This window comes from Shewanella sp. BJSY2023SW001 (assembly GCF_047314685.1).
In the GTDB taxonomy this organism is placed as follows: Bacteria; Pseudomonadota; Gammaproteobacteria; order Enterobacterales; family Shewanellaceae; genus Shewanella; species Shewanella indica.
On sequence record NZ_JBKORF010000019.1, the window covers coordinates 90,107 to 109,342 of the forward strand.

General features: G+C 54.1%; 14 protein-coding genes. 8 read left to right on the forward strand and 6 right to left on the reverse strand.

Annotation, left to right across the window (positions count from 1 at the left end; all coding sequences use genetic code 11):
- Positions 1 to 178: 178 nt before the first annotated feature.
- Together ACMHXH_RS04515 and ACMHXH_RS04520 are read left to right on the forward strand one after the other, a co-directional pair.
- Positions 179 to 2,344, forward strand: a complete 2,166-nt coding sequence (locus tag ACMHXH_RS04515) for a M3 family metallopeptidase (RefSeq protein ID WP_039033436.1) — start codon at positions 179 to 181, stop codon at positions 2,342 to 2,344.
- 59 nt (positions 2,345 to 2,403) lie between these two features.
- Complete coding sequence (locus ACMHXH_RS04520) at positions 2,404 to 2,820, forward strand: GFA family protein (protein ID WP_186299981.1); 417 nt, start codon at positions 2,404 to 2,406, stop codon at positions 2,818 to 2,820.
- Between the two features lie 125 nt (positions 2,821 to 2,945).
- On the opposite strand, the gene ACMHXH_RS04525 is transcribed toward ACMHXH_RS04520, so the two are convergent.
- Entirely contained in the window at positions 2,946 to 5,156 is a 2,211-nt protein-coding gene (locus tag ACMHXH_RS04525; RefSeq protein ID WP_335911998.1) for a M3 family metallopeptidase, read from the reverse strand.
- A 202-nt stretch (positions 5,157 to 5,358) separates the two neighbouring features.
- On the opposite strand from ACMHXH_RS04525, the gene ACMHXH_RS04530 reads away from it, so the two are divergent.
- Positions 5,359 to 6,978, forward strand: coding sequence for a dipeptidase (locus ACMHXH_RS04530; protein ID WP_335911999.1), 1,620 nt, complete (start codon positions 5,359 to 5,361; stop codon positions 6,976 to 6,978).
- Between the two features lie 106 nt (positions 6,979 to 7,084).
- On the opposite strand, the gene ACMHXH_RS04535 is transcribed toward ACMHXH_RS04530, so the two are convergent.
- The gene (locus ACMHXH_RS04535; protein WP_039033432.1) at positions 7,085 to 7,489 is read right to left on the reverse strand and encodes a GFA family protein; all 405 of its coding nucleotides are present in this window, start codon (positions 7,487 to 7,489) and stop codon (positions 7,085 to 7,087) included.
- A gap of 295 nt (positions 7,490 to 7,784) precedes the next feature.
- Entirely contained in the window at positions 7,785 to 8,678 is an 894-nt protein-coding gene (gene gcvA, locus ACMHXH_RS04540) for a transcriptional regulator GcvA (protein WP_251767074.1), read from the reverse strand.
- 121 nt (positions 8,679 to 8,799) lie between these two features.
- On the opposite strand from gcvA, the gene ACMHXH_RS04545 reads away from it, so the two are divergent.
- From ACMHXH_RS04545 to ACMHXH_RS04565, 5 genes are all read left to right on the forward strand, one after another.
- The gene (locus ACMHXH_RS04545) at positions 8,800 to 9,573 is read left to right on the forward strand and encodes a TSUP family transporter (protein WP_039033430.1); all 774 of its coding nucleotides are present in this window, start codon (positions 8,800 to 8,802) and stop codon (positions 9,571 to 9,573) included.
- Between the two features lie 124 nt (positions 9,574 to 9,697).
- Positions 9,698 to 10,840 carry an exonuclease SbcCD subunit D gene (locus ACMHXH_RS04550; protein WP_335912001.1) on the forward strand — a complete coding sequence of 381 codons (1,143 nt, stop codon included), beginning with the start codon at positions 9,698 to 9,700 and terminating at the stop codon, positions 10,838 to 10,840.
- A complete protein-coding gene (locus ACMHXH_RS04555; RefSeq protein ID WP_335912003.1) occupies positions 10,837 to 14,043 on the forward strand; it encodes an SMC family ATPase in 3,207 nt (1,068 codons plus the stop codon). Before ACMHXH_RS04550 ends, ACMHXH_RS04555 begins: the two co-directional genes overlap by 4 nt.
- 210 nt (positions 14,044 to 14,253) lie before the next feature.
- The gene (locus ACMHXH_RS04560) at positions 14,254 to 15,498 is read left to right on the forward strand and encodes a peptidoglycan DD-metalloendopeptidase family protein (protein WP_413737672.1); all 1,245 of its coding nucleotides are present in this window, start codon (positions 14,254 to 14,256) and stop codon (positions 15,496 to 15,498) included.
- A 126-nt stretch (positions 15,499 to 15,624) separates the two neighbouring features.
- Positions 15,625 to 16,476 (forward strand): tetratricopeptide repeat protein, encoded by an 852-nt coding sequence (locus ACMHXH_RS04565; RefSeq protein WP_101096749.1) that lies wholly within the window; start codon positions 15,625 to 15,627, stop codon positions 16,474 to 16,476.
- Between the two features lie 37 nt (positions 16,477 to 16,513).
- Here ACMHXH_RS04565 and ACMHXH_RS04570 read toward each other — a convergent pair whose 3' ends face one another.
- The 3 genes from ACMHXH_RS04570 to ACMHXH_RS04580 form a co-directional block, all read right to left on the reverse strand.
- Positions 16,514 to 16,918, reverse strand: a complete 405-nt coding sequence (locus ACMHXH_RS04570) for a hypothetical protein (protein ID WP_413737674.1) — start codon at positions 16,916 to 16,918, stop codon at positions 16,514 to 16,516.
- A gap of 390 nt (positions 16,919 to 17,308) precedes the next feature.
- The gene (locus tag ACMHXH_RS04575; protein WP_413737676.1) at positions 17,309 to 18,226 is read right to left on the reverse strand and encodes a M14 family metallocarboxypeptidase; all 918 of its coding nucleotides are present in this window, start codon (positions 18,224 to 18,226) and stop codon (positions 17,309 to 17,311) included.
- Between the two features lie 95 nt (positions 18,227 to 18,321).
- Positions 18,322 to 19,059 (reverse strand): YciK family oxidoreductase, encoded by a 738-nt coding sequence (locus tag ACMHXH_RS04580; RefSeq protein ID WP_039033424.1) that lies wholly within the window; start codon positions 19,057 to 19,059, stop codon positions 18,322 to 18,324.
- Positions 19,060 to 19,236 lie beyond the last annotated feature (177 nt).

Genomic DNA, 19,236 nt, shown 5'->3' on the forward strand with positions numbered 1-19,236 from the left:
AAAGAGCGGAAGAGTTGTTAAGGTAGGGGCGGGAATCAACAGGGCTGTTGCCCCGCCGAGACAGGTGTCCCGGGTAGCAAATTATAACAATGGAAGGTGCGAACAAGTCCTATGCAGAATGCCATGAGGACTGATTCGTACCCTCCCTAAGCAATAGCCTGCCGTTAATGGAGTCAAGATGCGTAAGACATTAATCGCCACCGCCATAGGCGCTGCACTGGTGCTGAGCGCCTGTGCCGAACAGCAAACCAAAGAAACTGTCAGCAATACCCAGGTAAAACAAGTGAGTCAAAGTATGCCAGAGGCAAAAAGTGCTGAGCAAACCGCAAGCAATGTGCTGCTCAGCCCAAGTCCGCTGCAATATCATGCGCCGCAGTTCGACAAGATAAAGACAGCAGACTATCTGCCGGCCTTTGAAGCCGGGCTCAAGGAACACAAGCAGCAGATCGCCAGTATAATCAACAACAGCGAAGCCGCTTCGTTTGATAACACTATAGTGGCTATGGAAAAGAGCGGTGCTCTTCTCAACCGCACAACAAGAGTGTTTTTCAGTATGGTGAGCTTGCTTTCCAATGATGAGCTTCAAGCCATTCAAGGGGAAATCGTTCCCAAGCTTACCGAGCACAGCGACAATATTTTCCTCAATCCCAAGTTGTTTGCCCGGGTTGAAGCCGTCTACCACCATAAAGATAGCCTGAGCACGCAAGATCAACGCCTGGTGGACTTCTATTACAATCAATTCGTTCGTGCCGGCGCCAAATTGAGCGAAGCCGACAAGACCCAAATGCGTGAGCTCAACGGTGAGCTGGCTACATTGTCGACCGAGTTTTCGCAAAACATTCTCAAGTCGTTCAAGGATGATGTGATCCTGGTGACCGATAAGGCGCAGCTCAAAGGCTTGAGCGAGGATGAGATAGGCGCCCTGGCCAATGCCGCCAAGGAAGCGGGTAAAGAGGGCTACCTGATAAGCCTGGTGAATACTACCCGCCAGCCACTGCTGTCGAGCCTGGAGGACAGAGGCCTGAGAGAGAAAATTTGGCAGACTTCGGCCAATCGTGCCATGGCCAGCAATGGTCCTATCGTACTCAAGCAGGCACAGTTGCGCGCCGAAAAGGCCAAACTGCTGGGTTATGAAACCTGGGCTGACTATGTACTGGCCGATCAGATGGCTGCTAATCCGGATGCGGTATTTGCCATTTTGGATGACCTGGCACCCAAGGCCGTTGCCAAGGCTAAGGCTGAAGGCAAGGATATCCAGGCGCAAATCAAGGCTAGTGGTGCCGACTTTGAGCTGCAGCCATGGGACTGGGCCTTCTATGCCGAGCAGGTTCGCAAGGCCAAATACGATCTGGATGAGAGCCAGATCAAGCCCTACTTCGAATTCAATACCGTGCTGAATGACGGCATGTTCTACGCCATGCAGAAGTTCTACGGCATCACGATGAAAGAGCGTAAGGATCTGCCGGTATGGCAGGAGGATGTCCGCGCCTGGGAAGTATTCAATGAAGACGGCAGCTCCATCGGGCTTTTCTATCTGGACCCTTACGCCAGAGTGGGCAAGAGCGGTGGCGCCTGGATGGATGAGTTGGTGACCCAGAGTTTCCTGTTGGATAACAAACCTGTGGTCTATAACGCGCTCAATATTCCCAAACCAGCCGAAGGTCAGCCTACGCTGATGACCTTTGATGAAGTGACCACCATGTTCCATGAGTTTGGCCACGGCATTCACGGTTTGTTCTCGCAGGTGAAATACCCAAGCCTGGCTGGTACTGCTACCCCGAGGGACTTTGTTGAGTTCCCCTCCCAGGCCAACGAGGATTGGGCCACAGATCCGGATGTTTTGGCTCACTATGCCAAGCACTACAAAACCGGCGAGCCGATTCCGCAAGCCTTGCTGGAAAAAGTGCGAGCAGCGGCCAGCTTCAACCAGGGCTATGACACGGTAGAGTATCTGGCCGCAGCGCTGCTTGATATGGAGTGGCACTCCCTCAAGGCCGGTGAACAAGTGGCGGACGTTAAATCCTTCGAAGCCAAGGCTCGTGCCAAACATGGCCTGGATTACGCGCCTGTGTTGCCGCGTTACCAGTCGACTTATTTCAGCCATGTATTCGGTGGTGGTTACTCGGCCGGATATTATGCTTACCTGTGGACCGAAGTGTTCGCTGCCGACGCCTTTGCCCATACCATGGCAGAAGGCGGCCTCAAACGAGCCAATGGTGACAAGTATCGTCAGGCAATTCTCTCCAAGGGGAACAGTGAGGATCTGATGCAGGACTACATCCAGTTCCGCGGCCAGAAACCCACAGTGGATGCGCTGCTCAAGCGCCGAGGTCTGGTAGACTGAACCCTTTGATAACACCCGCCAAAAGGCGGGTGTTTTTCTAAGATAAGATGATAAAAGCTATGGAAGCTATTCGTTATCCCATCAAGGGCAGTTGCCAGTGCGGCGCTGTCAGTTATCGCTTGTTGGCGCCGCCGCAGATGGTGGTGGCCTGCCACTGCAAGGAATGCCAGAAGCTGTCCACCAGTGCCTTCAGCATTACGGCGATTGTCAGAGCCGAAGATATAGAATTCAGTGGCGAACTGAGCCATTGGCAGCGTGGTTCGGCCAGCGGCAATATCAGCGCCGCCAAGTTTTGTGGTCGTTGCGGCAATCGTATCTATCACTATAACCCGGCGGAGCCGCAGAGCATCAAGCTCAAGCCCAGCAACCTGGAAGATACCCGTATCATTGAGCCGAGCGCCCATGCCTGGGTCAGTGAAAAGCAGGACTGGTTTGTTATCCCGCCCGGAGTCAAGCAATACACCGGTCAGCCTTGAGAAAGCCCAGTCTTGAGAAAGCCCAGCCCTGAAAAAGTCCAGCCCTGAGAAAGAACAAAAAAGCCGTTCACTCAGCGAACGGCTTTTTTGTTTGCGTGGCTGGGCATTACCAATCCGGCAAGCGTTTATTCCGCCAGCAGGCCGCGGTTGCGCAGTAGTGGCTCAATGGCGGCTTCCTGACCACGGAACGCCTTGTAAAGTGCCATAGGATCTTCACTGCCACCGCGCTCTAGGATGTTGCTGCGAAAAGCCTTGGCGGTAGCCGGGTCAAAAATACCGTTTTCCTTGAAGGCCTCAAAGGCATCGGCGCCAAGAATGTCAGACCAGATATAGGAGTAATAACCGGCCGAATATCCTCCGGAGAAGATGTGGCTGAAGTAGGTGGAGCGATAGCGCGGCGCTATCTCAGAGATCAGCCCCATTTTGCTCAGCGATTGTTGCTCGAAGGCGGCCGCATCCTGAGGTTCGGTGACGTTGCTGCTGTGCCAGTCCAGATCCAGCTTGGTGGCTGCCATGTATTCCACTGTGGCGAAACCCTGGTTGAACTTACTGGCGGCGCGGATCTTGTCTACCAAACTCTGGGGGATCACCTCGCCGGTTTGATAGTGCTTGGCAAAATGCGCCAGCACATCCGGTTGAGTCATCCAATTTTCCATCACCTGTGACGGGAACTCCACGTAGTCGCGGGGCACAGAAGTGCCGGACTGGGAACGATACTCCACCTTGGACAGCAAGGCGTGCAGCGCATGGCCGAATTCATGGAACAGGGTACCGGCTTCATCGAAGGTCAGCAGCGTCGGCTCATTGCCACTGGGACGAGGGTAATTGAGCACGTTGACTATGATGGGCTGCTCGTTGACGCCATCGACCACCGCCTGACGGCGATAGGCATTGGACCAGGCGCCGCCGCGTTTGCTGTCACGGACATAGTAATCGCCAAAGAAGATACCGATAACGCTGCCGTCTTTGTCTTTCACCTCGAAGGTACGTACATCCGGGTGATACTTGGGCAGATCGTCACGCTCGGTGACACTGATGCCATAGAGGCGGTTGGCGGTGTAGAACACGCCCTTGAGGGTGTTTTCCAGCGAGAAGTAAGGCTTGGTCTGCTGTTCGTTGAAGCTGTACTTGGCGACACGTATTTTGTCGGCATAGTACCACCAGTCCCAGGCGGCCAGTTTGAAGTCCTTGCCTTCACTGTCGATAAGCTTTTGCATCTCGGCCTTTTCGGCTTCGGCCTGGGCCAGGGCGGTGGGCCAAATTTTATCCAGCAGGGCATAGACATTTTCCGGAGTCTTGGCGGTACGCTCTTCCAGCACATAGTGGGCGTGGCTCGGATAGCCCAGAAGCTGGGCTCGTTTGGCTCTAAGAGCCGCCAGTTCTGCCAGCACCTTCTTGTTGTCGTGGGCGTTGTCGTTGTTACCGCGCTCGATATAACCCTTGTAGAGTTTTTCTCTCAGCTCACGATTATCGGCATAGGTTAAAAACGGGGTGACGGAGGGGCGTTGGGTGGTAAATACCCACTTGCCGGAATGGCCGCGCTTGATGGCCGCCTGGGCGGCAACGTCAATCACATCCTGCGGCAGACCGGCCAGATCGGCCTGTTTGTCTATCACAAGTTCAAAGTCGTTGGTTTCTGCCAGCACATTATCGCCGAACTCCAGGCTCAGCTTGCCAATCGCCTCATTGAGCTTTCTAAGCTCCGCCTTGCCGGCGTCATCCAGGTTGGCACCGCCGCGGCTGAAGCGTTTGTAGGTGTCTTCGAGCAGTTTCTGCTGCGCCGGGTTCAGTACCAGCTGATCTTTTTGCTGATAGACAGCCTTGACCCGCTGAAACAGGGCGTTGTTCAGGTAAATATCATCGCGACTGGAAGACAACAGCGGGGATACTTCCTTGGAGATCTTCTGCAGCTCGGCGGAGGTGTCGGCGCTGGTGAGGTTATAAAACACCCCTGACACCTTGGTCAGCAAGGCGCCACTGCGCTCCATGGCTTCTATGGTGTTGGCAAAGTCAGCGGCGGCCGGATTGTCTATGATGGCCTGAATCTCTGCCTTGCGCTCGGCAATCCCTTGTTTGAAGGCCGGCAGGTAATGCTCGGACTTGATGCGATCAAAGGCGGGGATTTCAAGGTAACTATTCCAGGGCTGGAAGAAAGGGTTGTCCCGGGTTTGTTCGGCCTTGGCTGCGGCTGGGTTGGTGCCCGTGCCATTCTGGAGCGCAGGCGCTTGGGATTGGGCAGATGTGTCGCTCTGGGATACAGGCTGGTTGTCGCAGGCGCTCAGTGTCAGCGCCAGTCCCAGGGCCAGAGCCACTGGAGAGAGGGTCATTCCCTTCATTGTTATTCCTCTATGCTGGTGTTTATCTCCCGTATGGCGCGGCGGGCCGCGCCGAAGCCGTCCTTAGTAACATGGCGTATTGAAAAAGGCCAATTTTGTCCTGTTTAGTTTGTAACAAAATTTAGCGAATGCAGTATCGAAACTGTATCTGTGGCACACTCTCAGGCCTTTGATAATAAAAGATAACAAAAGCCACCCTGCCATGATGATAAGAACAGTTTCCCGTTTATCCCTGTCGCTGTCCCTGTGCTTGTTCGCTCCTTTTGTAAGCGCAGAGAGCGGCTTTACGCCTCAGGCTTCGAGCCAGACTTCAAGCGTAAGCGCTGCCCAAGGTACTGAGTCTGCATTGAGTAAAGTCTCGCCACTGTCGAAAACCTTGGCCCAGTACAGTCTTGACCGCTACGGCAGCGAGATGGAACAGAGCCTCGCCGAGTTGGTGTACTTCAATACCGAGGCTATCCCAGGGTTGACGCCCGACACCAATCCGGAATTCATCGGCTTCAAGCAGGCGCTCAAGGCCCAAGCGGAGCAGTTGGGGCTGGATTATGCCGATCACGGTTATGTGCTCTTGATAGGCCTTGGCGAAGACAGGGGCGGCGGCGCTAACAAGCTAGGCATTATTACTCACGGGGATGTGCAACCGGCCAATTCAACCCTTTGGCACCAGAGTCCCTATCAACTGGATACTCAATCGCAACCGGGCAAGCTGATAGGCCGCGGCACCGAAGATGACAAGGGGCCGATAGTCACCGCCATGTACGCCATGAAGGCGCTCAAGGACAAGTCGGTAAAACTGAATCGCCGCATTGAGCTTATGGTATATCTGGCCGAGGAGTCGGACTGGGAGCCGCTGAAAGTGTTTCTCAAGGACTATCAAGCGGCCGATATGAATATCACCATAGACGCCGAATATCCTGTGGTCACCGCCGAGAAGGGCTGGAGTCAGATAAAACTCACAATACCTGAAGCCAAAGTCAAGGCGCCTAATTTCGATAAACCGCAGCTGCAGCATTTCAGCGGTGGCTCCTTTGCCAGTCAGATCCCCCAGCAGGCCTTGGCCCTGATCCGCGGAGCCGACAGCGCCATGGTCAGCCGTTTGCAACGCGCCGCAGACTCCCAGCATGGGATGCGCTATGATTTTACCCTGGATTTCGACAGCCTGGAGATCGCCGCCAATGGCAAATCGGCCCATTCCTCAACCCCTGAAGATGGTGTCAATGCAGTAACGCATCTGGCTGCGCTGTTGGAGTCTGAGATATTCGCGCCGAGCCAGTCGGCATTAACCCTGGCATTTATCAATGAAATGATAGGCTTGGACCTCTATGCCCAGCGTTTTGGTGAGCTGGGCTATAGCGATGACTTTATGGGGCCTATGTCGCTGGCGCCGACTGTGGTGGAGTGGGGGCAGGGGGGGACCAGCATTACGCTTAACCTAAGGCGCCCCGTAGGCAAGAGCCCGGAAACTTTGGATAAACAGCTGTCTGCGGCGCTGGCCGGTTGGCAGCAATCCCACGGCGTGACTCTGGTCGATGTCAGCAGCTATTGGGGCGAGCCCAAAGTGATGGATAAGGCGCCGCATCTGCAGACCCTGCTCAATGTGTTTGCCGAGTTTACCGGTATTGCCGACCCTAAACCTGTTGCTATTGGCGGTTCCACCAACAGTAAACTGTTTCCCAATGCCCTCAGTTTTGGTCCGGCCATGCCGGATGTCGAGTATACAGGCCACAGTGAACATGAGTTTATCACCCGCGAGCAGTTGCAGCTGAACCTTAAGATGTACACCGCCGCCATGGTGGAGTTGGCGGTAAACCCGGGATCATAAGTCTCAGCTTTCTAGGTAATCGCTGCTGAGATAACCGCTTCCGAGTCAAGCACCGCTACGCGGACTGGCAGTAGGCGCCTTTATCACAGTGCTGTGCCCTATACTCTTAAACCGGGCCATGCTCCAGGCAGGGCACTTGCTCCAAAGCCTGATCCCAAGCGGCGCGCGCCTGACAAAAAATATGCGCCTGGGGAGTCAGCCCCGGCTCATCGTCCAGGCTGCCTGCGGGTATTTGCAGCAGGCGGCCACCCTCGACCGCTTGGGGCAGCGCCGAGCCGCAAACGGCGCAAAAGTGGCGGCTGTGGCGGGTACCGGGTAGGGTAAACGCAGTAATGGCGTCCTGGCCACTGAGCCAGGTTAACTCGGCGCTGTCTGAAAACAGATTGGCACTGTGGGCCGAACCTGAATCCTTGCGGCAGCGACTGCAGTGACACAAAAAGAATTGCTGCAGCTCAGCGTTGATTTCAAAACGAACCTTGCCGCAAAGGCAACTGCCTCGATAGTGCTTCATACCTCCTCCTTGGTGTTGATAGGTTACTCCCCTTCGAGCCCTTGCCAAAATCTTGGTTGCCCCTCCAGGCTCACTGGAGCAAGGAATAAGCAAACGAGTTCATTCTAATGGCGTCGGTTGCCTGTAGTGTAGGTCACCGAATCAAACCGCCAGTGTTGTACTTTGGCTTTGAATCCGGGTTATCAGTTACCTGGGAGTCACTTTTTACTTCATAGTGTTGAAAAGTAGCTATAAAAAGATTTGAGCTGTGATTAGCTGCCAGGCTTTATTACTCAGCACGATTCTCTGTTTTGCACTAACAATGCACGCGATATGGCGCAAACTCGGACAGCAACCAGTCGATAAACAGCGCCGACTTACGGGGCAGGCTGCTGGACTTGGGGGTTAACAGATAATAGCTGTAGGGGCTGACAAAGGGGGCTTCAAAGGGGATCACCAGAGTGCCGGCCTTGAGCTGATCTTCGATAAAGAAACGCGGGATCAGCGCCGCCCCCATGCCGCTGGCGGCGGCCTGACTCAGCATATAGAAATGCTCGACGCCAAACTTCTGCTCTGTGGTAAGTTTTATCCCCAGTTGCCTGGCCCAGTAAGGCCAAAGCTCAGGACGGGTGGTGTGTTTCAGCAGCGTCACCTGGTTGATATCTTCCAGTTGCTTTAGCTTGGGAGCCAGCAGTGGTGAGCACACCAGACACAGCTCTTCATCCATCAGTTTGATCACATTCACTCCCTGAGGCTCACTGGTGGCGGAGCGAATGGCGATGTCGTAGCGACCGCTGGCAAAGTCGACGGCGAAGTCGCCTATGGTGAGATCCACATACAATTGCGGAAAGCGTGACTTAAATTCCTCCATTCTCGGGATTAACCAGTTGATGGTCAGGCTGGGCAACACATTGATAGCCAGGGTCTGCGCCTTGAGACTTTGACGTTTCAACTCGGCGGTGGCATTGGCCAGGGTCTGCAGTGCCGCCTGCACCTGCGGCAGGTATTGCCGCCCCTCATCAGTGAGCGCCAGTTGCCTGTGTTGACGCACAAACAGACTGAACCCCAGAAAACTCTCGAGTAAGCGCACCTGTTTGCTGATGGCACCGTGGGTCACATACAGCTCCTGCGCCGCCAGGGTAATGCTTTGTAGCCTTGCCGCCGCCTCGAATGAACGCAGGGCATTGAGAGGCGGTAATTCCTGAAACATGTTTTCTCCGCTGTTTATTGTGTGAGAAAATCTCACGTGAAAACGAGAATAACTCCTTTGCCTTTTGCGGGCAAACTGCGTCTAATAGCAATCCTTCAACTCAGTATTCGATAACATAAAAATGGCATTTGAACTCACTCTGCAATTGGCTACGGTTCTGTTTTTGGTTGCTCTGGTGGCGGGCTTTATTGACTCTATCGCCGGTGGCGGTGGCCTGTTGACTATTCCGGCGCTTATGTGGGCCGGACTGCCTCCGGCGACTGCGCTCGGCACCAACAAGCTACAGGCCTGTGGTGGCAGTTTCTTCGCCAGCCTCTACTTTGTCCGTAAAGGAATGGTGAATTTGGGTGAGATGAAACTGGCAATTGGCTGCGCCTTTGTCGGCGCCTCAGTCGGTACGATTTTGGTTCAGTTGATAGATGCCAGTGTGCTGGAGTTGATGCTGCCGTTTCTTATTTTGGCTATTGGTTGTTACTTCTTGTTTTCCAAAAAAATCACCGAAGATGACCGCGCCAGGGTTCTGACACCTGGGGTATTTGCCTTTACCGCCGCACTCGGGGTGGGTTTGTATGACGGCTTTTTCGGCCCGGGCACCGGCAGCTTCTTTGCCCTGGCGTTTGTGTCTTTGGCGGGGTTCGGTCTGGCCAAGGCGACGGCTCATGCCAAGGTACTGAATTTTTCCACCAATATTGCTTCGCTCATCTTTTTTGCCCTCGGTGGCAAGGTGGTGTGGCTGCTGGGGTTGGTGATGCTGGCAGGGCAGGCCGCCGGGGCGACTCTGGGCTCTCGTCTGGTGATCACCAAGGGCAGCAAGATCATCAAGCCGCTGGTGGTGGTCATGTCTCTGGTGATGAGCCTCAAGCTGCTGGCCGATCAATATCAGTGGAGTTTTTAAACCCAAATAAGACAGACGGCTGAGTGATAAGCACTCGGTCGCAGAACCTCGGCAGGCGCATATACTATTGCATTGATTTTGCATACCATAAGGCTCACGTATTCGCCTGCAATCTTAGCGCCCAATGAAATTTATCCATACCTCGGACTGGCATATCGGTCGGCAACTGCACAACGAGTCGCTGCTGGATGAACAAGCTTATATGCTTGAGCAGATAGTGGCACTTGCCGCTGAGCATCAGGTTGATGCCCTGATGGTTGCCGGTGACATATATGACCGTTCGATCCCGCCTGCCAGCGCGGTTGCCCTGCTGGATAAGTTCCTCAATACCCTGCTCAATGAGCATCAAATTCCTGTGCTTATGATAGCCGGCAATCACGACGGCCAGGAGCGGCTGGGGTTTGCGGCGCGGCAAATGGCCGCCAGCGGCCTTTATATTAGCGGCCCTCTGCAAGCGCAGGTTAAGCCGCTTATCCTCAAAGGCCGTGACGGCGATGCCTGTTTCTATCCCATTCCCTATGCCGAGCCGGCGCAGGTAAGGCATGTGCTGGAGGTAGATGCCGGCAGTCATCAGCAGGCGATGGCCTGCTTGCTGGAGCAGGTTCAGGCGCACGACAGCCAAGGCCTGCCCAAGGTAGTGGTGGCCCACTGTTTCCTCGATGGCGGCAATGAGTCTGAATCCGAGCGGCCCTTGAGTATCGGCGGCGCCGATAAAATCGACCCTGCACTCTTTTGCGGCTTTGACTACGCAGCACTCGGGCATCTGCATGGCCCGCAATACAAGGGCGCCGAGCACGTGCGTTATTCGGGCTCGCCGCTGAAATATTCCTTCAGTGAACACAAACAGAAAAAATCCGTGACTCTGGTGGAGCTGAGCGCAGCTAATACCCCCAAAATCACTTTGCTACCGCTAAAACCCAGGCGGGATGTGAGGGTGATTGAAGGCCTGCTCGATGAACTGCTGCAACAGGGCGAAAAAGATCCGGGGCGAGAGGACTACCTGATGGTGCGTCTGCTCGATACCCAGGCGCTGCTGGATCCCATGGGCAAGCTGCGCGGCGTCTATCCCAATGTGCTGCATCTGGAGCGCACGGGCCTGATGTCCCGGCAGCAGGGGCAGGAGATTGGCCGCGACAGAATCAAAAAAGGTGAGCTCGACATGTTCAGCGATTTTTTCAGTCAGGTGCAGGGTGAAGCCATGACAGAGGCGCAGCAGCAGACCATGAGCCGTTTGATTGAAGAGTTGCACAGGGAGCAGGAACAATGAGACCGCTGATTTTGGAAATGCGCGCCTTCGGCCCCTTCGCCGATTGTCAGCGCATCGACTTTACCGAGCTGGGCGACAAGCCGCTGTTTCTGATCAATGGCCCCACAGGGGCGGGCAAGACCACGATTCTGGATGCCATCTGTTTTGCCCTGTACGGCAAGACCACAGGTAACGAGCGGGAAGGCAGCCAGATGCGCTGCGATAATGCCGATGACGGCCTGCTCACCGAAGTGTATTTCAGTTTTGAATTGGGGCAAAAACGCTACAGCATTCGTCGTTGCCCCGAGCAGCAAAGAGCCAAAAGCCGCGGCGAGGGTTTTACCCTGCAAAAGAGCGAGGCGGAACTCAAGCGGCTGATGCCCGATGGCACTGAAGAGTTGCTGGTGGCCAGTAAGGTCACGGATGCCAACGCCTGCATCGAAGAGTTGACCGGCCTGGATGTGGATCAGTTTCGCCAGGTGATGGTGCTGCCCCAGGGCAAGTTCCGCGAGCTTTTGCTGGCAGACTCCAAAGAGCGGGAAAAGATCTTCAGCCAGCTGTTTCAAACCCATATCTACCGCCGCATTGAAGAGCGCCTCAAACAGCAGGCGCTGGAAATCAAGGCAAAGGCCAGAGACTTGCAATCACGCCGCGCCGGGATTTTGGAAACCGCCGGTGTCGAGAGTCTCGAGCAGTTGACCGCGGAAATTGCCGCTCTGACCCCCTCTTTGACCGAGGCGACAGGTAACAAACAAAAAGCCAGCGAAGCCTTGGCCCAGAGTGCCAAGACGCTCGATAACGCCAAGGCGTTAACCGCCGAGTTTGAGCGCCGCAAGCTGCTACAAACCCAGCTTGATGCGCTTGAGCAGCGGCGCGCTGAAATCGAGCTGCACCAGCAGACATTGGAGAAAGCCCGCAAGGCTGAAAAGCTGTTGCCAAGCCTCAAAGAGTTGCAGTTTCGCCAGCAGGAGTGGCAGCAGGCTAAAGCCAAGGAGGCTGACTATGCCAAGCAGTTGCAGAGCGCCGAGCAGCGTCTGAAACAGGCTACAGATGACAAGGCAACACTTGCCGAGTTGGATGAGCAAGCTAATAAGCTGCGACGAGAGCTTGAACAACTCGACAAGCTGCAGCCGGCTATTAATGAGCTCAAGCAACTGACCGAGGAGCATGAGCTTGGCCTAGTGGAGCTTGGGCGCCTTGAACGGGTAGAGCAGCAGAGCCACACTGAGCTGGAACAATGGCAGCAGCAACAACAAAAGCTTAAGTCAGAGGAGAAGGAACTGTGCTCAAGCGCCGAGCGCCAAGGGCCGTTGCATCAAGCTCTGGCGGCGTTGAACACTCGCCTGGAGAAGACGGAGCAGCTCGGGCACATTAAGCAAAAATGGCAGCAAGCCCAAGCTGGCCTGCAGCAGGCCGAGGCCTATGGTCATCAATGCAAGGCTGAAAGACAGAGCGCCGAAACGGAACATCAAAGGTTGCAACTGGCTTGGCATACAGGCCAGGCGGCTATTCTGGCGGCCAAGCTGCAGCCGGGGCAGCCTTGCCCCGTATGCGGCGGCTTGGATCATCCGGCACCGGCCGAGATGGCGCAGGATATTCCGGGTGAAGCCGAGCTCAATCGGGCGAGAGACGCCGAGCAGCAAGCCTCGGCAAGGCATGAGGCGGCCCGCAGTGATTATCGTCATATCAAGCGGCAAACCGAGGAGTTGCAGCTCGAGCTGCAGCGCTTGAGCGCTGAGTTACACGCCTTTATCGCCGCGGATGTTACGACAGGTGATACGGCTGATGTTAAGACTGGTGTTACGGCTGATGTTAAGACTGGTGTTACGACAGAGGTTAAGGCTGACGCCGCTATGGATGCCGACTCCTATGTCAAAGCCGATCTCGCTAGTGAAATAGACAGGCTTGAGTCCCGGCGCAGGCAGCTGCTCAATGAGTTGCAACAGGCCGAAGCGGCTCAAACCCGCCTCAATAACTGCAGGAAGCAATTGCAGCAGGCCGAGCAGCAAGTGGAGCAGCGACTCAAACACAGCGAGACTCAATTACAGCAGTTGCAGCAGCTAAGAGAGCAGTTGAGTCTTGCGGGAGCCCGTAAAGACACGGCGCTTGCTGCTCTGCCCAATGAATATCATGCTCTGGCAGCCGAGGCGGCGCTTGAACTGATGGCGCGGCAACTTGAGCAAAAGCAGAGTGAGTGGCAACAGCTTAAACAGCGACAGCAAGATATCAATCAACAGTATACCGAGGCCGTCAGCCAGCATAAGGCGCTGATGCAGGCCTTGACATCGGGCCGTGAAGACAGCGCCCGGGCCGAGCAGTTTGCCATCAAAGCGCAGCAAACGCTTGATGATGCCCTGAAGCAATCTGGATTTACTGATCGCCAAACTTTGGAACAGGCGCAGCTGGATGAAGCGCAGATGCAGGCATTGGCTGAGAAGATAGAAGTTTGGCGCACGCAGCGCTTTGAGCAGCAGGCGCTGCTCAAAGCCATGGATGAGCGGCTCGCCGGACAAAGCCTGCCTGAGCTTGGGCAGCTTGAAAGCTTCTGGCAGCAACAGCAGCAGCAACTCGCCGAGGCGGAGTCTGCCTGGCAGACGCTCAACAACCGAATGCAGAGCCTTAAAGGCACAGAAGCCCAGCTCAATAAAGAAGCGCTAGCTACGCAGGCGCTGGAGCAGGAATACGCGCTTATTGGCACTCTGAGTGATGTGGCCAATGGCAACAGTCATAGCAAGGTGAGTCTGCAGCGCTTTGTGCTCAGTGTTTTGCTCGATGATGTGCTGCTCGAGGCCAGTCGCCGTTTGGCGCTGATGAGCAAAGGCCGCTACCGCTTGCTGCGCAAAGAGGACAGGGCCAAGGGCAATAAGGCCTCAGGTCTGGAGCTTGAGGTGGAAGATGCATACAGCTCCAAGGTGCGCCCTGTGGCGACACTTAGCGGCGGTGAGAGTTTTATGGCGGCCTTGTCGCTGGCGCTGGGACTCTCTGATGTGGTGCAAGCTTATGCCGGTGGTATCAAGCTCGATACCCTGTTTATTGATGAAGGTTTTGGCAGTCTGGATCAGGACTCACTGGAACTGGCGGTTCGTACCCTGATGGATCTGCAATCCAGTGGCCGCATGATAGGGGTTATTTCCCATGTGTCGGAGATGAAAGAGCAGATAAGCTGCCGTATAGATATCAGCAAGCATGCACTGGGTAGCAGCATTCGCCTGGTTACAGCTTGATGCAAACAGGGCAAATTTGTCGGTCAAATCTGAAATCCACCCAGTAATCATGGGGTTTTGGCGAATAATACTTGTCTCAGGGACTTTTTTTGATATAAGTTTGCAGTTGGCCCCTTGAAAATAGGGGTTCCAGCTATTGGTTTTTTCAGTTTGAACTCGGTGAGGCAACAGTTGCAGACAGATAGAATATCCTGGTTGAGTATAATCCCTATGCGTTTGCAGACCTTACCATCCTTTCACAAGAAGCTGCTGCTCAGCTCTGGGTTATTGGTGGGCGCGGCGCTGCTTTGGCCCGGGACTCATGAAGTCACCCCACAACGTATTCCCTTGCATCTGGATATTGAAGCTCTGCTGCCTCAAGTCGGTACTGAGCCTTCGGTTGTTGAGTTGGCCGGTCCGAACTTTGAACGCGTGATCCAAAGTGGTGACACCCTCAGTGTATTGTTTCAAAAGGCGGGGGTTGGCCTGCAGACCATGTACAAGGTGTTGGAAGCCGATTTGGATATCTTGGCACTCGATACCCTGCAACCGGGTAACAGGATCCGTTTCTGGCTTGATGAACAGGGCAATCTGACCCAGTTGGAACTCTACTTCAACGCCGCGCATCAGGTACTGTTCAAGCGCTTCGACGATGGCGGTTATGGGGTTGAAGAGATCAACATCGAAGGCGTCTGGCAAAACCGGATTGTCAGCGGTGAGATCCAAGGTTCTTTCTATCGCTCGGCGCAGCGAGTCGGTCTGAGCGCCGCCGAAATTCAAAAAATTGAAAGCTTGTTGAAAGAAAAGCTCAATTTTGCCCGGGATCTGCGTGCCGGTGACCACTTTTCTGTGCTGATGAATGATCAGTACATAGAAGGGGAGTCGACCGGTGTCAGCCAGGTGTTGGGATTACGCATTCAAAACGGCCGCAATGAAATCACTGCGTTTCAGAGCACTGATGGCAACTTCTATGATGAGAAAGGGCGGAGTTTGGCGCGGGCCTTCCAGCGGATCCCGCTGGAGAAACGCTATAGGATCAGCTCATCATTCAACCCCAATCGCCGTCACCCGGTCACAGGGCGGGTTTCACCCCATAACGGCACCGACTTTGCCGTACCGATAGGCACCAAGGTAGTAGCACCGGGTGACGGAGTGGTGACTCTGGTGACCAATCATAGATACGCCGGTAAATATATAGTGATAGAACATGGCAACAAATACCGTACCCGATATCTGCATCTGTCCAAACCTTTGGTGCATAAGGGGCAGAGGGTCAGTCGTGGCCAGGTTATTGCGCTTTCCGGTAATACCGGGCGTTTGACCGGGCCGCATCTGCATTATGAATTTCATGTCAACGGGCGGCCGGTGAATGCCATGAAGGCGGATATCCCCATGGCCAGCCAACTCTCCAAAGAGCAGATGCGTGAGTTCAGTCAATTGGTCAGCACCCGCAAGATGATGATGGATCTCGGTTAAGTTTATTAATTATTGGTTTTGCAGTAGCCAGCGCTTAACGGCGCTGGCTTTTTTTATAAGCCAATTTTACCCATCCAGACCCATTTGTTAGGGTGTGGAGAAAACCTGAGTGCAACAGGAGGAAAAATGAAGTTATGGCATGCACTGATATTGGTGTTATTGAGCCTGGCGCTGCCGGTTATGGCGGCTGAAGAGCCCCCAAAACCTTATTCGGAGCAGAGTATTTACGACAAACCCTTGATGGAGCGCTATGTGCTCGATGAGCTCAAGTCGATACGGCAAGATATGCAGTCGCTGGAAAAACGGGTCACGGTAGATATTACCGACCGTGAGTTGGCGGTGGCCGACAAGTCAATGAACTATGCCAATGTGACCGTGACCTACTTCTTCTATCTTATTGCCGCCGCTGTGTCTCTGATCGCCTTGGTGGGGTGGCAGTCACTCAAGGATATTCGCGACAAGACCCAGGAGATGGCCAACGAGAAATTGGAGGCGATTGCCGCCCAATATGAGAAAAAGTTTCAGGAGATGGAGCGTGAGCTGAAACGCAAGAGCCGGATCATTACTGAAAACAACAAGGAAATTGAACGGATCAACGAGATACACAACCTGTGGATCCGTGCTCAACATTCGCAGACGCCGGAGCAGCGAATCGAAATCTACAACGATATTCTCAAAATACGTCCGGGCGATCTCGAAGCCTTGACCTACAAGGCCGATGCCGCCATGGAAATGGGCGAGTATCACTGGGCGATGAGCATCTGTAACCGGGTGTTGGAAGTGGATCCCAAGAACGCCAATGCGCTTTATCAGCGGGCCTGCGCCTTTACCCGCATGGGCTCGGAAGAGCAGGCGATTTCCGATCTGGAATTGGCTGTGGGTTTCAGTGCCTCACTCAGTGAGGCGGCCAAGGAGGAGAAAGACTTTGATTCCCTGCATGGCTACAAACGTTTTGACGATCTGATCAGCGACGACTGACAGTAATGTCGGGCAATTATCTAGTTCTGCGGAAGGGTTAACCTGCCTGCTGTAGCCGCTGCTGATACTTAAGGGCGCAGCGGCACAGTTTGCCCTTGAGTGCCGGGCAGCCGCCGCAGGGGGATTTCTTAAAGGGGCGCAGCGCAAAGCTCATGCTGCCGGTCTGGGGTTTTAGACTGTGAAGCTGCCCAAGAGAAGGTTGATTGGCGGCAATCCAACTGCCGGTACGGTTTTTTAGTTCCGCCTTGAGCAGTTTCTTTTGTGGCTTCTTGAGTTTCTTTTGCCGGGAGAGTTCTGTGGGCAGTTGCTGCTCTAATGCGCTAACCAAGTCTTTGCCAAGGCGTTTGCGGCTGGACTTGCCGAGTGCGGGCAGCGTCTTTTTCAGCGCTTTATTGGCCTGCTTATGGCATATCTTGGAAACATGCTTGCTTATCTTGGGCATAAACCACTCCACATCTAATTGGTATCGTCTGCTAAAACAGAAAAGCGCTGTCATATGCCGACCTGGTTAATCGCAGCATTCAATGACGGCCTGAAAAGTCAGAGTAAAAAAGCAAAGTCGATACCTGGAACTGAAAGTGATTTTAAATGAAAACCATTATCAGTCAATAAAAGATTGTTAATAAACAGAACTCTCCTGTGGTTACTTTTATCTTCAATGAGGGTTTGATAGACGGTTGAAACAGATGACCCGGCAAATGCCGGGTCATAGTTATTCTATCTGACGGGTTATTTGACCTGACAGGTTGAATATCAGATGCAGCGCTGTTTCAGGTTTACTCTTGGGCGAGAGTCACTTCATTCCTGCAAGAGGGGACCGGAGCCGAAAACCCTAACCTTGAATTCGTTTTAGATAATCCAATGCGCCACAAACCGCAGCTACCTGGGCGGCATTGCACTGTTCATCGCTTGCCTGCGGGCTGTCGGGGTAGACTTCCGTGGTGCAGGTGTATGGGGCATTGGTAACCGAGGCACATAAACCAAGCTGCTTGAGCGGATAACGGATAACGCCGTGGTCGACCACAGGAGAGCCGATGATCTTGCCGTCTTTGTCGGCCGGAGCGATATGGGTCACTTTGGCAACAGCTTGGATAATGGCTCGTTGGAATTCAGGTTGCGGCATGGCTTCATCATCTACCACATAAAAACCGTCCGGGATCTCGCCGGGAGCTATGATTTTGCCATCGCGGGCCGCCAGCGCCGGGCGAAACTCGGTTTCATCCGTGTCTGTGGTTTCATGCAGATCGATATGAGCCAGGAAAGGGGCGCCGTGGCTAGCAACCAGAGCCATCAATGCGGCAGACTCTTCTGCCGGGCTGGGTTCAAAGAAGGAGCGGTTGGGATCGATAGCCAAGGGATTCCAACGGTTGATGACTTCGTATCCCCAAGGGCTGACACAGGGGACGACCAGGAGGTTGAAATCCGCTTGATAGCGCTCGGCTTCCTGCTCAAGAAACTGCAGCGCACCTTGAACGCCACTGGTTTCATAACCGTGGATCCCGCCAGTGACCAATACCCAGGGCTTATTTGCCTGTGGTGATTTACTCTGCAGGGCGAGCAGGGGATAACGTTCCGGGTCATAACTTAAGGCGCCGTACCGGCGGCATTCAAAAGCTATGTTGAGGGCATAGATCTTGTCGAGCACCTGTTCACGGTAGCTGCGTTTAATGCTTTGGGTGGCGCGCCAGGCGGATTTTTCGGCCTCTCCCCAGGGAGTACCTGGAGTGCCTATAGGGTATTCTTGACTCATGGATTGCCTCCTTATTTCTTTTATAAAACGTGTATGAATGGCGTATGAATAGCAAAACGCAGCCCATTGGACTGCGTTTATTCTTGAGGAAAATGTTACTGGGCGTTAAAGGCCTGACCGTTTTCCTGCAGGCTGTCGTCGCCCATCAGATATAGATAAACGGGCATTATCTGCTCTGGCGTCTTGAGATCCAGTGGGTTCTCTGCCGGATAAGCCTTGGCGCGCATGCCGGTGCGGGTTGCTCCCGGATTGATACTGTTGGCGCGCACCTGGGTGCCTTCACATTCATGAGCCAGCACCTGCATCATGCCTTCGGTAGCAAACTTGGAGAAGGCGTATGGGCCCCAGTAAGCGCGGCCCTTACGGCCAACACTGCTGGAGGTAAAAATAATTGAGGCGTGCTCGGCCTTGCGCATAACAGGCAACAGTGCCTTGGTCATCATAACTTCGGCCACCACATTGACCTTGAGCAGATCTTCCAGTGACTGAATATCAATATGTTCAAACGGCCCCAAAGCGCCCAACAGGCTGGCATTATGCAGCAGGCCATCGAGCTTGCCGAATTGCTGCTCTATGGTTTCGGCCATGTCGCGGTAGTTTTGTTCGCTGGCACCCTTGAGATCCAGAGGCACAATCGCTGGCGTCGGGCCACCGGCGGCTTCAATTTCATCGTAAACGGCTTCCAGCTTCTTAACCGTTTTGCCCAGCAGGATCACTGTGGCACCATGGGCGGCATAGGTCTTGGCTGCGGTTTTGCCAATGCCGTCGCCGGCACCGGTTACCAGAATCGTTTTGCCCTTGAGAAGATCTTTTGCTGCTTGATATTCCAACATGGGGAGTTATTTCCTCTTCGCGCTAAAGCCCGCCAATACTCGACTCACTACAGCGGTATACATCTGTTTAAAACAAATGACTGTTCATAGTTACTTTTCGTTGCGGTCAACTGTGACAAAAATGTAGCTAACTCAATATTTTTACGTTAACTTGAGACAGGCTGAGTACAGATTTCA

What these genes read in the sequence shown, in the direction of transcription:
- ACMHXH_RS04550 (WP_335912001.1), top strand. Translation starts at nt 9,698, where the DNA reads ATGAAATTTATCCATACCTCGGACTGGCATATCGGTCGGCAACTGCAC.
- ACMHXH_RS04575 (WP_413737676.1), bottom strand. Translation starts at nt 18,226, where the DNA reads ATGAGTCAAGAATACCCTATAGGCACTCCAGGTACTCCCTGGGGAGAG.
- gcvA (WP_251767074.1), bottom strand. Translation starts at nt 8,678, where the DNA reads ATGTTTCAGGAATTACCGCCTCTCAATGCCCTGCGTTCATTCGAGGCG.
- ACMHXH_RS04530 (WP_335911999.1), top strand. Translation starts at nt 5,359, where the DNA reads ATGATGATAAGAACAGTTTCCCGTTTATCCCTGTCGCTGTCCCTGTGC.
- ACMHXH_RS04520 (WP_186299981.1), top strand. Translation starts at nt 2,404, where the DNA reads ATGGAAGCTATTCGTTATCCCATCAAGGGCAGTTGCCAGTGCGGCGCT.
- ACMHXH_RS04570 (WP_413737674.1), bottom strand. Translation starts at nt 16,918, where the DNA reads ATGCCCAAGATAAGCAAGCATGTTTCCAAGATATGCCATAAGCAGGCC.
- ACMHXH_RS04565 (WP_101096749.1), top strand. Translation starts at nt 15,625, where the DNA reads ATGAAGTTATGGCATGCACTGATATTGGTGTTATTGAGCCTGGCGCTG.
- ACMHXH_RS04545 (WP_039033430.1), top strand. Translation starts at nt 8,800, where the DNA reads ATGGCATTTGAACTCACTCTGCAATTGGCTACGGTTCTGTTTTTGGTT.
- ACMHXH_RS04560 (WP_413737672.1), top strand. Translation starts at nt 14,254, where the DNA reads ATGCGTTTGCAGACCTTACCATCCTTTCACAAGAAGCTGCTGCTCAGC.
- ACMHXH_RS04525 (WP_335911998.1), bottom strand. Translation starts at nt 5,156, where the DNA reads ATGAAGGGAATGACCCTCTCTCCAGTGGCTCTGGCCCTGGGACTGGCG.
- ACMHXH_RS04555 (WP_335912003.1), top strand. Translation starts at nt 10,837, where the DNA reads ATGAGACCGCTGATTTTGGAAATGCGCGCCTTCGGCCCCTTCGCCGAT.
- ACMHXH_RS04535 (WP_039033432.1), bottom strand. Translation starts at nt 7,489, where the DNA reads ATGAAGCACTATCGAGGCAGTTGCCTTTGCGGCAAGGTTCGTTTTGAA.
- ACMHXH_RS04580 (WP_039033424.1), bottom strand. Translation starts at nt 19,059, where the DNA reads ATGTTGGAATATCAAGCAGCAAAAGATCTTCTCAAGGGCAAAACGATT.
- ACMHXH_RS04515 (WP_039033436.1), top strand. Translation starts at nt 179, where the DNA reads ATGCGTAAGACATTAATCGCCACCGCCATAGGCGCTGCACTGGTGCTG.